The 15,734-nt window shown below is 72.8% G+C and carries 11 protein-coding genes; 6 read left to right on the top strand and 5 right to left on the bottom strand.

The genetic code is table 11. The features are described from left to right. Positions 1-258 precede the first annotated feature (258 nt). Both FFG40_RS07405 and FFG40_RS07400 read right to left on the bottom strand, forming a co-directional pair. Positions 259-3,552 carry an ATP-dependent DNA helicase gene (locus tag FFG40_RS07405; RefSeq protein ID WP_260678813.1) on the bottom strand — a complete coding sequence of 1,098 codons (3,294 nt, stop codon included), beginning with the start codon at positions 3,550-3,552 and terminating at the stop codon, positions 259-261. After that, complete coding sequence (locus FFG40_RS07400) at positions 3,549-6,704, bottom strand: UrvD/REP family ATP-dependent DNA helicase (protein ID WP_185974127.1); 3,156 nt, start codon at positions 6,702-6,704, stop codon at positions 3,549-3,551. Before FFG40_RS07400 ends, FFG40_RS07405 begins: the two co-directional genes overlap by 4 nt. 127 nt (positions 6,705-6,831) lie before the next feature. On the opposite strand from FFG40_RS07400, the gene FFG40_RS07395 reads away from it, so the two are divergent. After that, positions 6,832-7,056, top strand: a complete 225-nt coding sequence (locus FFG40_RS07395; protein WP_027464581.1) for a DUF3107 domain-containing protein — start codon at positions 6,832-6,834, stop codon at positions 7,054-7,056. Between the two features lie 4 nt (positions 7,057-7,060). After that, a complete protein-coding gene (locus FFG40_RS07390; protein WP_138802743.1) occupies positions 7,061-7,357 on the top strand; it encodes a hypothetical protein in 297 nt (98 codons plus the stop codon). Between the two features lie 52 nt (positions 7,358-7,409). Here the strand turns inward: FFG40_RS07390 and FFG40_RS07385 are convergent, their stop codons facing one another. Next, positions 7,410-8,126 (bottom strand): ferritin-like domain-containing protein, encoded by a 717-nt coding sequence (locus FFG40_RS07385; protein ID WP_260678812.1) that lies wholly within the window; start codon positions 8,124-8,126, stop codon positions 7,410-7,412. 135 nt (positions 8,127-8,261) lie between these two features. On the opposite strand from FFG40_RS07385, the gene FFG40_RS07380 reads away from it, so the two are divergent. After that, positions 8,262-9,770 (top strand): DEAD/DEAH box helicase, encoded by a 1,509-nt coding sequence (locus FFG40_RS07380; RefSeq protein WP_071246524.1) that lies wholly within the window; start codon positions 8,262-8,264, stop codon positions 9,768-9,770. A gap of 156 nt (positions 9,771-9,926) precedes the next feature. Here the strand turns inward: FFG40_RS07380 and FFG40_RS07375 are convergent, their stop codons facing one another. Beyond that, entirely contained in the window at positions 9,927-10,799 is an 873-nt protein-coding gene (locus tag FFG40_RS07375) for a PHP domain-containing protein (protein WP_138802742.1), read from the bottom strand. Between the two features lie 70 nt (positions 10,800-10,869). Here FFG40_RS07375 and FFG40_RS07370 point away from each other — a divergent pair, with 70 nt between their 5' ends. After that, positions 10,870-12,354: an aminopeptidase P family protein gene (locus tag FFG40_RS07370; RefSeq protein ID WP_138802741.1), complete on the top strand. Its 1,485-nt coding sequence runs from the start codon at positions 10,870-10,872 to the stop codon at positions 12,352-12,354. Positions 12,355-12,369: 15 nt separating this feature from the next. Further along, positions 12,370-12,840 (top strand): GNAT family N-acetyltransferase, encoded by a 471-nt coding sequence (locus FFG40_RS07365; protein ID WP_185974231.1) that lies wholly within the window; start codon positions 12,370-12,372, stop codon positions 12,838-12,840. Positions 12,841-13,361: 521 nt separating this feature from the next. Here FFG40_RS07365 and FFG40_RS07360 read toward each other — a convergent pair. Continuing rightward, positions 13,362-14,255 carry a general stress protein gene (locus tag FFG40_RS07360; RefSeq protein ID WP_138802739.1) on the bottom strand — a complete coding sequence of 298 codons (894 nt, stop codon included), beginning with the start codon at positions 14,253-14,255 and terminating at the stop codon, positions 13,362-13,364. A gap of 118 nt (positions 14,256-14,373) precedes the next feature. Here FFG40_RS07360 and FFG40_RS07355 point away from each other — a divergent pair, with 118 nt between their 5' ends. Beyond that, positions 14,374-15,693, top strand: coding sequence for a magnesium transporter MgtE N-terminal domain-containing protein (locus FFG40_RS07355; RefSeq protein ID WP_138802738.1), 1,320 nt, complete (start codon positions 14,374-14,376; stop codon positions 15,691-15,693). Positions 15,694-15,734 lie beyond the last annotated feature (41 nt).

Raw genomic sequence — 15,734 nt, 5'->3', positions numbered from 1 at the left:
ACCGCCTGGAGGCCCGGTGCCGGCCCGGCGGACCGGCACCGGGCCTCCAGGGCGGAGCACGACACGACACGGGCGGAGCACGACACGACACGGGCGGAGCACGACACGGGCGCGGCTCGACACGGGCTCAGCGCGACAGAGCACAGCGCGCGACGAGCGCGGCGCGCCTCGCACGCAGCGCGCAGCGCGCGACGCGCGACGGGCGCAGCACGACACGGGCGGAGCACGACACGAGCACGACGCGCCTTCCGCGGGACGTCAGCTGCCGACGGCCTCCGACCACGCACGCTCGAGTCCAGCGCGGTCGAGCAGCTCGGTCGGACGGACCTCGAGGTCGTCGGCGACGAAGTAGAACACCGCGTCGACCTGGTCGAGCGGCCGCCCGGTGAACTCGGCGTAGGCGACGCGGTACAGCGCGAGCTGCAGCGTGCGTCGGGCCAGGTCGTCCGCACCCGACGGTGCCTTGCCCGTCTTCCAGTCGACCACCTCGGCACGCCCGTCGATCTCGTACACGGCGTCGAGCTTGCAGACGACGCTGTGCCCGAGGAACGGGATGTGGATCTCGCGCTCGACCTCGATCGGCGTGAGCCCGGCCCAGCGGGAGCGGGCGAACGTCGCCTGGAAGTCCGCGAGTCGACGAGCGTCGTCGTCGGTGACCACGGCGTCCGGCGACGCATCGGCGAGGTCGTCGACATCGAGGTCGAGCTCCCCGTCCCACACGTCAAGGGTCTCGAGCGCGCCACCGCTCCGCGCACGCTGTTCCACCCACTGGTGGAAGAGCGTGCCGAGCCGGGTCGCGCGGTACGGTCGCTCCGGCATCGGCCGGCGGAGCCGCTCGGCCACGGAGTCGGGTTCGGTCAGGTAGTCCTTGAAGCCCGACGCCGGCACCCGGTGCGGGACGGCGACCGAGTGCTTCGCGTTCCGGGTGGCGTGCCGTTCGGCGAGCAGCAGGTCGATGTCGGCGGCGAAGCGCCCCGCCGCTCCGGGGTTCGCGTTCCGCACCCGCTCCGCGGCGGCCAGGACCCGCGGCGCACGCTGCCCGAACGGCACGTGCGGCCAGGTCTGGGTCGCGCCGTTCTCCCCCATGGGGTTCTCGTCGTGCACCGTCGTCTCCGGGATCGCAGCACCGTCGATGACGCCGGCGTCCACCAGGTCGCGCAGGTAGCGGCTCGGCTCGGTGGGGCGGACCCCGCCGGCCCAGAACGAGCCGGACACCAGCAGGTCGTGCTTGGCACGGGTCAGGGCGACGTAGGTGAGCCGGCGTTCCTCGTCCTCGTTGCGGGCCTTCACCTGTTCCTTGAAGGCGTCGATCGCCGTGGTGACGTCCTTCTGGGTCTCCTGCCCGCGCCATGCGAGTCGTGGCAGCTCGGCGGCGTCCCCGCGGAACTCGTACGGCAGCCGGCCGAACCCCAGCCAGCCGGACGAGCCCCCCTGCGGGCGTGCCGGCAGGCCGCCCTCGACCATCCGGGGCACCGCGACGGCATCCCACTCCAGCCCCTTCGACCCGTGGATCGTCAGGATCTGCACCGTGCCGGCCTCGGGCTCCTCGGACCGCGGGCCCATGTCGTCACGCCGGGCTGCGGCGTCGATCCACCCGAGGAACGAACCGAGGTCGGCGCGGTCGTCGGTCGAGGCGAAGCCGGCGAGTTCGTCGATGAAGGCGTCGAGGTAGGCGCCGCTGCCCTGTTCGTGCGCGGCGACCTCGATGTCGAGCCGCATCTCCTGCACGACGAGCGTCACGAAGTCGACCAGGTCGCTCCCCGCGCGTGACCGGAGCATCGCGAGCTGCCCGCCGAGCGCACGCATCCGGCTGCGACCAGCTGCGGTGATGCCCTCGAGCGCGCCGTGCTCGTCGGGCGCGGTCGCGACGAAGTCGAGCGCGTCGACGATCGACCCGTGTTCGCCGGCGGCAACGGACGCCCGGAACGCCGCGGTCAGGTCGTCGTCGAGCCGCTGCTGGGTGTGGTCGCGCTGGAACAGCCACCGGGCGAGCTGGTGCAGGGCGACGATGTCCGCCGCCCCGACCCGCCACCGGGCACCCGCGAGCAGCCGGATCAGGTCGTTGCCGGCCGCCGGGTCGTGCAGCACCCGGAGGCACGCCACCAGGTCGACGATCTCCGGGCGTTGGAGCAGTCCGCCGGTGCCGAGCACGTGGTACGGCACGCCGCGGGCACCGAGCGCCGCCGTGAACGCCGCGAGGTCCTTCCGCGCGCGCAGCAGCAGCGCCATCGAGCCCGTCGGGTCCTGACGGCGGTGGTCCTGGAACCACGCCGCGACCTCGTCGGCCTCTTCCGGCAGGGTCTCCGGGAACACCACCCGCACGGTGCCGGCGTCCGCGCCCGGCCGGGGCGAGAGCCGTTCGACGTCGACCTCGGACGCCTCGGACAGCGGTGCCACGATCGCGTTCGCCCCCGCGAGCACGTCCACCGGGTTCCGCCAGCTGGTCGACAGCGCGAAGGTGACGGGTTCGGCCACGCCGGGTTCGTCGCCGCCGAAGTCGTGCGGGAACCGGGCGAGGTTCGCGGCACTCGCACCTCTGAACCCGTAGATCGACTGGTGCGGGTCGCCGACCGCCATCACCGAGTGCCCGCGGAACAGCCGGGCGAGGAACCGGGTCTGCACCACCGAGGTGTCCTGGTACTCGTCGAGGAGCACCACCCCGTACCGGCTCCGCAGGTCGGTGACGACGCGAGGGGCCGACTCGGCCGCGGCGAGCGCGAGGGCGATCTGGTCGGAGAACTCCACGAACCCGCGGTCGACCTTCTGCCGCCGGAACTCGGCGACCAGGTCGGCCAGGGGTTCGAGGGCGCCGATCGCGGCGACCGCGTCGGTGATCGCCCTGTACGGCTTGCCGCGGTTGCCGGGGAGTTCGAGCAACTCGGAGAACTCGATCGCGAACCGGCGGAGGTCCTCGGGCTCGACGAGGTGTTCGGAGGTGGCACCGGCGAGCGCCACCACGGCTGCGGTCAGGGTGTCGACGTCGCGGTCGAGTCCGGCGAGCCGGTCGTCGCGGGCGGCCACCACGACGCGACGGGCGAGCTGCCAGGCCGAGGGTTCGGTCAGCACCTGGGACTCGCCGTCACGCCCGACGAGCAGGGCGTTCTCGCGGAAGACCGCGTTGGCGAAGGCGTTGTACGTCGAGACGGTGGGCGCTTCGAAGGCGTCCCCGGGGGTGATCAGCCCGACGTCCTCGAGCGCGCGGATGCGGTCGTTGATGCGGACGGAGAGTTCGCCGGCGGCCTTGCGGGTGAAGGTCAGTCCGAGGACCTCGTCGGGTCGGACGAGTCCGTTGGCCAGCAGCCAGACGACGCGCGAGGCCATCGTCTCCGTCTTCCCGCTGCCGGCTCCGGCGACGACCAGCGCCGGCACGAGCGGCGACTCGATGACGGCGCGCTGCTGGGCGGTGGGACGGGGCCGGCCGAGGGCGTCGGCGATGGCGTCGGCGCCGTGCCGGATGACGGGCGGCGCAGCAGCAGCCGTGTCGGCCGCGTCGACCGCAGCAGCCGTGCCGGTCGCGTCCGCCGTGTCGGTCGTGTCCGCGGTGTCGCTCACCAGGTCACCTCCGCCACCACGTGGATCCGGCACTCGACCCCGGTCCGGGCCTTCTCGCAGTGGTCGTCCACGTTCGCCACGAACGTCCGGCCGGCCATGCCCCGCGCCACCCCGTGCAACCGCTCGCGGTAGGCCTCCCGCGCCTCGGCGTCGAACGCGTGCTGCGTCCGCTCGGAGTACGCCTGTCCGCCGCGGGGGTTCTGGACGAACACCAGCCGGGCATCGGTCATCGGCGACCCCGCCGGCACGCCCTCGACCGCGCCGTCCTCGACCGCGAGTTGGTAGGCGCCGAGCTGCGGGTGTTCCGGCATGTCGTTCTTCTCGCTGGGCATCGAACGGCCGGTCTTCAGGTCGACGACGCTGACACGGCCCTCGGGGTCGACCTCGATGCGGTCGATGCTCCCCCGGATGCGGGCGGGGCCGGTCACGAGCGCGAACGAGGTCTCGGCGCCGAGCAGTCGACGGCCGGCACTGGCGAAGGTGCGGAGGTAGTCGCTCAGCCCCTCGATCATCCGCCGGGTCCGGGCGCGTTCGCGGTCGGCGACCCAGGGCGACTCGAAGGTGAGCTCGTCCCACCGTGCCTCGACCCGCTCCCACAGCGACTCGACGTCGATCTCGGTGGCGTGCTCCATCGCTTCGTGCACGATCGTGCCGATGCCCATCGCCGGGCTCGGGGCACCGCCGCCGAAGGTCTGCGCGAACCAGTGCACCGGGCACTCCTCGAAGGTGCCGATGCGCGACGGCGACACCGACACGGCCGGAGCGACGGGCTCGCCTCCCTCGACCTCGGGCGCGGGCTCGGCGTCGAGGTCGACCAGGGGGTCGTCCGTGGTCGGTTCGGCGAGCCCGTACCACTCGTCCGGAGCCGCACCGGGCACCTCGGCCTCGGCCAGGCGGGCCAGCGCGGACGCGGCCTCGTGGTCGCCCGAGCCCACCACCCGGCGGCGCAGCGACCCGGCGAGCCCACGCAGGGACAGCGGGTGGACGGTCGGTTGACGGTCCGGCGGCACCGGGACGAGTCGGACGAAGGGTGACGGCGACTCGTCGTCGTTCGCGACCGTGCCGATGACGACCTGGGTGGTGGCGCGCGAGACGGCCCGGGCGAACAGCCGGAGTTCGTCGGCGACCACGGCGGCACGGTCGTCGATGGGCGAACGCTCGACCCCGGCGGCTGCGCGGACCAATCCGTCCGGGTCGAGCAGACTGCCGCGCACCCGGGTGTTGGGCCACACGCCGTCCTGCAGACCGAGCACCACGACCACGTCGCACTCGAGTCCGATGGTCGCCGACGGCGTCAGGACCCGCACCCGGCCGGCGGTCCGGTCGGGGCCGATCGAGTCCTCTGGCAGGTCCGCGCCGAGCAGGTCGTCGACGAAGACCCGCGCGGGGGCGTCCGGCGTGCGCTCGACGAAGCGCTTGGCGGCGGTGAACAGGCTGACGACGGCGTCCAGGTGCCGGTCGGCTTCCCCGGCGCCGACCCCACCGGCGGCGGACTGGGCACCCCACGACTTCGCGAGACCGCTGCGTTCCCAGAGGCCCCAGAGGATCTCCTCGATGCTCGATCCCGCCTGGGCGTCGGCACGCGCCTGCACCAGGCTCCGGGCCAGCCGGGTCGCCCGTCGCGCGAACCCGGCGTCCACCGTCGCCAGGCGCTCCGGTGCGCCGAGTGCATCGACCAGCAGTTCGTCGGCGGTGCGGCTGCCCTCGCCCGCGAGCTCCTCGCGCCGCAGGGCGAGCCGGAGCCGACGCATCGCCAGGGTGTCCAGCCCGCCGAGGGGCCCCGTGGCGAACGCGGTGGCCAGGGCGGCGTCGAGCGGCAGGACGTCGAGCGCCACTGCGGCCGCGTCGAGCAGCGCCCCCGCCGCGGAGTCGTCGCGCGGACGGACGGGTGCGGCACCGGCGGTCGCCGGGACCTCGGCCACGGAGAGTGCCCGGACGAGTTCGGGGATGGCAGCACCGCTGCGGGTGACCACGGCCATCCGGTGCCACGGCACACCGTCGAGCAGCCGGTGTTCGCGCAGTCGACGGGCGATCGCCACGACGAGCGCGGACCGGCTGGCGGCCTCGAGGTGCACGACGGCGTCGGACCGCGCATCCTGGTCGCCCGCCGACGCGCTGCGCTGCCGACCGGCCGCCGCGGTGCCGATGCGACCCGTGACGCCGGTGACCAGGGCGCGGATGGGGGCGGGGTGCCGGTGCACCGCGCCGAGGAACAGCTCGTCGACGCGGTCGACCCCGAGTCGCACGGCCAGTCGACCGAGCACGTCCGGTTCGGCGCCGCGGAACGCCGAGGCGGCGATGTCCGGGTCGCCGAAGGCCACGACCTGCACGCCGGAGCGCGCGAGCGCCCGGAGCAGGGCGATCTCGCCCTCCACCAGCTCCTGCGTGTCGTCGACCACGACCAGGCGCAGGGCGGCGATGCCGGCGGGGAGCTCGTGCCGCAGCACCGCGGCGGTGGCGTACGCCACGAGTTCACCGGAGTCGAGTCCGGTCGGCCGGAACGCGGTGACCGATGCCCGGTAGTCGTCCACGAAGTCGCCGACGGCCCGCCACTCGGGCCGTCCGAGCTCGTCGCCGAGTTCCCGCATGTCGTCGGGTTCGACGCCGGCGGCCACCGCACGCATCATGACGTCGCGCAGGGCGGTGCGGAACCCGGCTCGCTCCCGGACCACGGAGGTGATCGGGTCGGGCCAGGCCGGTCCGGCGCCGTCGAGTTCGTGCCCGGCGAGCAGGTCGGCGATGATCCGGTCCTGCTCCCCACCGGTCAGCAGCGTCGGGGGTTCCTGCCCCTGCACCGACGCCGCGTGGGTGACGATCTGGAACGCCAGTGAGTTCACGGTGCGTGCGAGGGCACCCGGCACGACCCGGTCGACCGCCCGCGCGAGCCGGTCACGCAGCGCCGTTGCAGCCGTCCGAGCAGAGGTCAGGGCGAGGACCGTCGCGTGGCCGTCGGGCGTGATCGCGTCGGCTCGGGCCAGCCGATCGGCGACGAGCCGTGCGAGCGTGGTCGTCTTGCCGCTGCCCGGTGCACCGATCACCGCTGCGTGACGGCCGTCCGGCAGCGCGAGCACCGCGGCCTGCGAGGGGTCGTCGACCAGTGCGCGCGCGAACCCGGTGTCCTCGGGAGCGGGCATCAGCGTGGTCTGCGGCACGCTCGTACGGTACCCAGGACCGCCGACAGCACCGCTGCGGACGCGCGGAGCACCGGTCGTCGCGCCGTCGAGTGCGCCCGCGGCGAACGCCCGATACCGCACGGGACCGCTCGGATACGCTGTGCTCGTGGACATCAAGATCGGCATCATCAACAGCCCCCGCGAGATCGCCTTCGAGACCGCCCAGACCGCGGACCAGGTCGAGAAGGCCGTGTCCGAGGCGCTCACCGCGCAGTCGACGCACCTGTCGCTGCAGGACGACAAGGGCCGTCGCTTCATCGTCCCCGTCTCGGCTCTGGCGTACGTCGAGGTCGGCGCGGAAGAGGCACGGCGCATCGGCTTCGTCGCCTGACGACGTGGAACTGCTCTTCGCCGTCCTCGGCGGCGTCATCATCGGTGCGGTCGCGCACGTGATCCTGCCGTGGCGGTCGAACCGCGGCGTGCTCGTCGGCCCCGCGGTCGGCGGCATCGCCGCAGCCGTCCTCTGGGAAGCGCTGACCTGGGCCGGGTGGCGGTACGACGGCACCTGGATCTGGGTCGTGGCCCTCGTGGGGTCCGGCCTGGCCGCCCTCGTCCTCGAGTGGCTCCTCGGCACGCAGCGCGAGAAGCGCGACGCCGAGTACTACGAGCAGCTCAAGACGCGCGGCGCCTGACGTTCAAGCAGCCTGACCCCCGAGCAACCTGACGCGCGAGCAGCCTGACCGCTCAGGCCGTCAGCCCGAGCGCGTCCATCCGTCGGGTGTGCGCCGCGATGAGTTCGGTCCAGACCGGCTCGAGCCGCTCCTGGTCCTCTCGGGCGTGCGACGCCAGCGCCGACCGGGCGACCAGCAGGGTGTCGCCCACCAGGCGCCGTCCCCACATCGCCAGGCGTGAACCGATCCGCGGGTCGTTCTCGATGTGGGCCGTCAGTTCTTCAACGACCGCTGCTTCCTCGCGCGCGTCGAACACCGAACGCAGCCGCTGCCGCACGTCGATCGGCAGCGAGCGGAGCAGGTTGCCGAACAGGTCGTTCAGGATGCCGGCCGTCACGTAGCCGGTCAGCATCGACTCGTACCAGTCGGCACCGCTCGTCCGTTCGAGGAACAGGTCGATCGCCTCGCGGTGCGGGGCCATCAGCGCCGCCGGGTCTCCGCCGCTGCGCTCGATCTCGGCCACGATGGTGCGGTGCCGCTCGAGCGCCGTGGTCGCGAGGACCCCGGTGACCAGACGGCCGGAGAGCGTCGGTGCCGAAGCACCGGCCCGTCCCATCGTCTCGTAGACGGAGAGCTGCAGGTACGCGGCCTGCCCCAGGTAGACGTCGAGCTCCGGTGTGACGTCGTCGAGCGCGAGCCGCTTGACCTGCGCGGCTCCGCGCGGGTTCCGCGACGCGAGCCATGCAGCAGCGAGCTGCGCCGCGCGCTTCCGGTTCCACCACGAGACCACCGGACCAGCATAGAGGGCACGTCCCGTGGCACCCGCCGGTCGCCCGCCCGGACGCCCCGACGCACCCCGGAGCGCCCCGGACCACGCGCCCGTCGGTAGACTGGCCGGGACTTCCACCAGAACTAAGGTGATTCTTTGACTTTCTCAGACCTCAACATCGACCAGGACATCGTCGATGCACTGGCCGGCAAGGGCATCATCGAGCCCTTCCCGATCCAGGAACAGACCATCCCGCTCGGCCTGACCGGCCAGGACATCATCGGCCAGGCCAAGACGGGTACCGGCAAGACGCTCGGCTTCGGCCTGCCGCTGATCCAGCGACTCGGTGCCGACCCGGCGCACGGCGTGAAGGCGCTCGTCGTCGTCCCGACCCGTGAACTCGCGGTCCAGGTCACCGAGGACCTCGAGCTCGCGGCCTCGAACCGCCCGACCACGGTCGTCTCGATCTACGGCGGCAAGGCCTACGAGGGCCAGGTGGAGCAGCTCAAGGCCGGTGCCCAGATCGTCGTCGGCACGCCCGGGCGGCTCATCGACCTGCAGCGGCAGCGTCTGCTCGACCTCTCCCACGTGCAAGAGGTGGTGCTCGACGAGGCCGACCGCATGCTCGACCTCGGGTTCCTGTCGGACATCGAGCGCATCTTCCAGGCCGTCCCCGAGGTGCGGCACACGATGCTGTTCTCGGCGACGATGCCCGCGCCGATCGTCGCCCTCGCCCGCCGGTTCATGAGCCGTCCGGTGCACATCCGGGCGACCGACCCGGACGAGGGCCTCATGCAGGCCAACATCAAGCACCTCATCTACCGCGCGCACTCCCTGGACAAGGACGAGGTCATCGCCCGCATCCTCCAGGCCGAGGGTCGCGGCAAGACCGTGATCTTCACCCGCACCAAGCGTGCCGCGGCGAAGCTCGTCGAGGAGCTGAAGGACCGCGGGTTCAACGCCGCAGCGGTGCACGGCGACCTCAACCAGGAGCAGCGCGAGCGCGCGATGGCGGCGTTCAAGGCCGGCAAGCGTGACGTGCTCATCGCCACCGACGTCGCTGCCCGCGGCATCGACGTGGACGACGTCACGCACGTGATCAACCACACGATCCCGGACGACCCGGACACGTACCTGCACCGTGCCGGCCGCACGGGCCGCGCCGGCAAGACCGGCATCGCGGTCACGTTCGTCGACTGGGACGACCTGCACAAGTGGACGCTGATCGACAAGGCCCTCGAGTTCGGCATCCCCGAGCCCGTCGAGACCTACTCGTCGTCGCCCCACCTGTTCGAGGAACTCGACATCCCCAAGGGCACCAAGGGCCGCCTGCCCGGCTCGTCGTCGCACGCCGCCTCGGCCGGCGCTCCCGTCGAGAAGCGCAGCAGCGACCGCCCGGCCTCGGGTTCGCGTGACGCGTCGCGTTCGCGGTCGCGCAGCCGCACCCGGTCAGGAGGCTCGGAGCAGTCCGCCCCGCAGGCTCCGGCCACCGAGTCGGTCGCCCCCACCGCCGCGGCGGGCACCGAGGACGGCTCGGCCGTCGAAGGTGGTTCCACCACCGACGGCGCCGCGAAGCGTCGCCGTCGTCGCCGCCGTCGCGGAGCCGGCACCGGCGATGCCTCGGCGACCGCCTCGGCACCGCAGGGTACGTCGGACGGCGAGTAGCGCCTCCAGACCGAAGGGCCCGTCGCTGACGCGACGGGCCCTTCGTCGTCTCCACCCGCGGACCGGCGTCACGCGCGCAGCGACAGTTCACGCGGACGCCGACGCGTGGACTGTCGGCCAGGCCGAAGACTCGGTGGCCGGTCGTTCGGTCTGCGGTCAGGCCAGACGCGAACCGGGGCCGACGACCGGGGCGCTGCCGGTGGCCTCGGACACGATCGCGTCGAACGAGACGCGTGCGGTGCGGTGCTCCCCCAGCCGGTTCGGCTTGCCCGTGCCGTGGTAGTCGCTCGAACCGGTGACGAACAGGCCGTAGCGCGTCGCCCAGTCGAGCAGGGTGCGCTTGCCGTGTGCCAGGTTCTCGCGGTGGTCGACCTCGAGCCCGCCGAGCCCGGCGTCGACCAGGTCGCGGAGCATCGGCTCGTCGATGACGATCCCGCGCGAGGACGCCGCGGGGTGCGCGATGACGGGCACGCCGCCCGCCTGCCGGATGAGTTCGACGCCGCGCAGGGGCGACGGTGCCTCGTGGGGTTCGTAGTAGCCGGACGCCGGGTGCAGGATGCCGCGGAACGCCGCGGACCGGTCGGACTCGAGCCCGCGGGCGACCAGGGCGTCGGCGATGTGCGGACGGCCGATCGTGGCACCGGGGCTGGACTGGGCCAGGACGTCCGCCCAGGTGACCGGGTGGTCCTCGGCGATGCGGTCGACCATGCGGTGCGCGCGGGAGAGCCGGCCGTCGCGGATCCGGGTCGTCTCCTCGACCAGTCCGGGGTGCTCGGGGTCCACCAGGTAGCCGAGCACGTGCACGCTGCGGTAGCCGATCCGGGTGCTCAGCTCGAGGCCCGGCAGCAGGGTCAGGGGCAGCTCGTGCGCCGCGGCCGTGGCGTCCGCCCACCCCGCGGTCGTGTCGTGGTCGGTCAGCGCGACGGCGTCGAGTCCGGCGGCCGCGGCCGCTCGGACGAGCTCCGCGGGACGCTCGGTGCCGTCGGAGACACTGGAGTGCGCGTGCAGGTCGATGAACGGGTCTGGCACGTGGCCAATGCTATCCACAGGTGAGCGGCCGCACAGGCCGGGTGTCCCCGGGCGGTGCGATGATGGACGCATGGCCGACACGACTCCCCGCGCGACGAGCAACCGATCCACGACCCCCGGGTCCTCGACCTTCAAGGACTTCATCGGGTCGCAGTGGGCCGAGCGCTCGGAAGCGCAGCCCGAGCCCCGCGAGCAGGCCGCGTTCGCCGCAGAGCGTCGCGCGCGCATCTCCGAGCTGCACCCGGGCCGCACGATCGTGGTGCCGGCCGGGCAGGCCAAGGTCCGCTCGAACGACTGCGACTACCCGTTCCGCCCGCACTCCACCTTCGCCCACCTGACCGGTTGGGGCACGGACACCGTCGTCGGCTCCGTGCTCGTGATGACGCCGAACGGCTCCGGGCACGACGCCACGCTGTACTTCCGCGCCACCGCAGGCCGCGACTCGGAAGAGTTCTACGCCAACCCCGAGATCGGGGAGTTCTGGGTCGGTCCGCGCCCCTCGCTCGACGCCGTCGCCGCCGACCTCGGGCTGGCCACCGCCGACCTCGGGGCGTTCACGGCCGTCGCCGATGCACTCGACGCGTCGGCGCTGCTCGTGCGCGAAGCCGACGACGACCTGACCCGTTCCCTCGACGCCCGCATCGGCGCGGCGATCGGTGGCACGGACGAGACCGAGGGGTCGCCGGCCACCGACGACCTGCTCTCCCGCGACCTGTCCGAGCTGCGACTCGTCAAGGACGCGTACGAGGTCCGCGAGCTCCGCAAGGCCGTCGACGCCACGAAGCACGGGTTCGACGACGTCATCGGCGACTTCGACGCCGTGCTCGCGCACCCGCGCGGTGAGCGCATCGTCGAGGGCACGTTCAACCGCCGGGCGCGCGCGGACGGCAACACCGTGGGTTACGACACCATCGCCGCCTCGGGCCACCACGCCTGCATCCTGCACTGGACCCGCAACGACGGCGCCGTGCAGCCGGGCGACCTCATCCTCATCGACGCCGGGGTCGAGGTCGACTCGTTCTACACCGCCGACATCACCCGCACGCTCCCGGTGAGCGGCACGTTCTCGCCCGTGCAGCGCATGGTCTACGAAGCCGTGCTCGAAGCCGCCGACGCCGCGTTCGCGATCGTCAAGCCGGGCATCACGTTCCGCCAGGTGCACGCGACGGCGATGGAGGTCATCGCGCGGAAGACCGCCGAGTGGGGCTTCCTGCCGGTCTCGGCTGCCGAGTCGCTCGAGCCGGACAACCAGTTCCACCGCCGCTACATGGTGCACGGCACGAGCCACCACCTCGGGCTCGACGTGCACGACTGCGCGAAGGCCCGCCGCGAGATGTACCTCGACGGCACGGTGCAGGCCGGCATGGTCTTCACGATCGAGCCCGGGCTGTACTTCCAGCAGGACGACCTGACCGTGCCGGAGGAGTTCCGCGGCATCGGTGTCCGCATCGAGGACGACATCCTGGTGACCGAGGACGGCGCCGAGAACCTGTCCGTCGGCATCCCCCGGACCCCCTCGGAAGTGGAGGGGTGGATCGCCCGCTCGGGCCGCTAGCCTGATCGGGTGACCATGCCCGAGGCCTCCCCGAACACCTTCTCGATCGAGGTCGAGCACTTCGACTCCCCCGACGCCCAGCGACTCCGCGCCGCGCAGCGACTGGAGATCGACCGGGCGCACGGCGGCGACACCGAACCGGGTGAGAAGCCGACCGCCGACTCGATCGCGGTGTTCTTCGTCGCGCGGGACGAGTCCGGTACTCCCCTGGGGTGCGGGGGGCTGCGCATCGTCGACGACGGCATCGCGGAGATCAAGCGGATGTACGTCCGACCGGAGTCCCGCGGGTCCGGTGTCGCGGCCGCGTTGCTGCGACGGCTGGAAGAGGCCGCGCTCGACCTCGGGTCCCCGGCGCTCGTCCTCGAGACGGGCACGGCGCAGCAGCGCGCCGTCGGGTTCTACCAGCGCGAGGGGTTCCGGCGGATCGCGAACTTCGGGCCCTACGTCGGGGCGCCCCTGTCGGTCTGCTACTCGAAGGTCCTCTAGCCAGACCGAGCCTGCCGGGCGATTCCGGGCGGTGCCGTCCGGTGCCGTCCGGTGCTGTGCCGCGCGATGCCATCCGGTGCTGTGCCGTCCGGTGTGATGCCGTCCGGTAGTGCCGGGCGACGCCGTGCCACGCGTGCCGGGCGATGCCGCACCGTGCCGGGGCTGCTCTGCCGCGCCCGGGGCCCGCGCGGCGCCCGGTCACGACGTGCCGTCTGCCCGAGGCCGAGCGGTCACGAACCGTCGTCTTGGCCGGCGCCGAACGACGATCTCTGACCGCTCGAGGCCGTGCGCGCGGGGTGTTGCGACCACCCGGACCACCCGGACCGCCAGCACCGCCCGGACCGCCAGCACCGCCCGGACTCCACCGCTGAGGTCGCCGCAGCGCCGCCCGAGGCACTCGGCGGCGACACTTCGTGGGAACTCGGCGGACGTGAGCGGCGTGTCGAACGACCTGGCGCCGCACCGCATCACCGACCGAGGAGCACGCGCGCCGGGGCCCGAGCGCAGCAGCCGGAGCGCGACTAACGGCGGTCGCTGTCCCCGTCGCCGTCGCGCTGGGCGTCCGGCGAGGACGAGGGCTCCGGCGGCGTGGCACCGACGACCCGCTCGCCGTAGCGCGGCGGCTCCTCGGGTCGACGCTCCGGCACCGGCGGAGCCGCGGGGGCGGCGGCCGTTTCGGGGGTCTCCCCGTACCGGGGTCCGTCGTTCGTGCCGTAGCGCGGCGGGCCCGAGGGCGCACCCGCCTGCGTGCCGGGGGCCGACGTGCCGGGGTGTTGCGGGCCTCCCGGCTGCTGGTGCGGCGTGGCGTGCCCGCCGTACGGCGACTGCTGCTGCGGCGGGACCCCACCGGGGCCCGGACGCCACTGCTGCTGCTGCTGCTGCTGCTGCTGCTGCTGCTGGGGAGCGTCGTTCCAGTGCGTGGACGGGGTCGCCCCGTGCTCGCCGAGGATCCGCTGCGCCTGCCCGGTCAGCTGCGGGTTGACGACGATCTGGTAGTTCGTGGCGAGCACCTGGTGCACGCTCGTGAAGTCGCGCTGTCGCTTCGTGATCGCGAACGAGACGATGCCGTAGAGCATGCCGAACGCGGCACCGATGATCGCGGCCGCCAGGATCAGGCCGCCGGCGCTCGGCGAGAAGAGCGTGAGCACGATGCCGAAGAAGATGCCGAGCCACAGGCCGGACAGCGCGCCGGCGATGGCGGCACGGCCGTAGGTCATCTTGCCGGTGACCCGCTCGACCGTCTTCAGGTCGTTGCCGACGATCGAGAGCTGGTTGACGGGGAAGTCGGCCTCGGCCAGCTTCGCCACCACGCGCTGCGCGTCGGGGTAGCTGTCGTACGTTCCCAGGACGTCGCCCTTGGGCAGCGTCGGGAACGCCTGGGCGGTCCTGCCGGCGAAGGGGCTCTGATTGCTCACACAGCCATCATTCACCGCACACCTTGCAATCGCACGTGCACTCTCAGGGAAGCAGCCGATCGGAAGCAGCCGACCGGCGCGCGCGAACGCCCACACCCGAGCGACTACGCTGGGTCGGGTGAGCGCCACGAAGGTCTTCGTCGCCCGCCTCGCCGGGTGCTCCGTCTTCGACCCCGCGGGCGACCGCGTCGGCAGGGTCCGGGACGTCCTGGTCGTCTACCGCCGGGCCGATCCCCCGCACGTCGTCGGGCTCATCGTCGAGGTGCCCGGCAAGCGCCGCATCTTCGTGAGCATCGGCCGCATCACCTCGATCGGTGCCGGGCAGGTCATCACGACCGGCCTGGTGAACATGCGCCGCTTCGAGCAGCGCGGCGGCGAGGTCCGCGTCATCGCGGAGATGCTCGGCCGCAAGGTACTCGTCAAGAACCAGCGGATCCGCGCCACCATCGAGGACGTCGCGATCGAGGACCGCGGGCAGGGCGACTGGGAGGTCGCGCAGCTCTTCCTCCGCAAGCCGAAGACCACGCCGTCGCCGTTCGGCAAGGGCCCGACGACGTTCGCGACGTGGAACGAGGTCACCGAGGACGAGCTCCCCGGCGAGGCCCAGTCCGCCGAGCACGTCATCGCCGCCTACTCCGACCTGCTGCCCGCCGACCTCGCGTCGACGCTGCTCGACCTGCCCGCCGAGCGCCGGTTCGAGGTCGCCGAGGAACTCCCGGACGACCGACTCGCCGACGTGCTCGAGGAGATGCCCGACCAGGAGCGCATCGAGATCCTCACCCGGCTGGTCGACGCCCGCGCCGCCGACGTCCTCGACCAGATGCAGCCGGACGACGCGGCCGACGTCCTCGCCCAGTTCTCCGACGAGCGGAGCGAAGCTCTCCTGCAGCTCATGGAGCCGGAGGAGGCGCAGGACGTCCGCATGCTCCTGGAGTACGAGCCGGACACCGCCGGTGGTCTGATGACCACCGAACCGGTGATCGTCTCGGCAGACGCCACCGTGGCCGAGGGCCTCGCGCTGGTCCGCCGCCACGAGCTCGCGCCGGTGCTCGGCGCCGCCGTCTGCGTCACCCTGCCGCCGTACGAGCCGCCGACCGGTCGGTTCCTCGGGCTCGTGCACTTCCAGCGGATGCTCCGCTACCCGCCGAACGAGCGGCTCGGCACGCTCATCGACCAGCAGACCGAACCGGTCCGGGTCGACGCGAGCGCCGCCGAGGTCACCCGCATCATGGCGACCTACAACCTGCTGTCCGTCCCCGTGGTCGACGACGCCCACCGTCTCGTCGGGGTGGTGACGATCGACGATGTCCTCGACCACGTCCTGCCGGACGACTGGCGAAGTCAGGGCGAGGGGGAACCCTCACCGCTTCCACGCCAACGCCCGCGCAGGACACCCGTGACGACGGGAAGGAGGACCACCCGTGGCCCGAACGGATGACAACCGTCGCGACCGTGACCGGCAAGAGGTCCGGCTCGACT

The organism is Curtobacterium sp. KBS0715 (assembly GCF_005938005.2).
Lineage (GTDB): Bacteria > Actinomycetota > Actinomycetes > Actinomycetales > Microbacteriaceae > Curtobacterium > Curtobacterium flaccumfaciens.
Note: the sequence above shows the minus strand (reverse complement) of the source record. Positions and strands in the feature narration are given on the sequence as shown.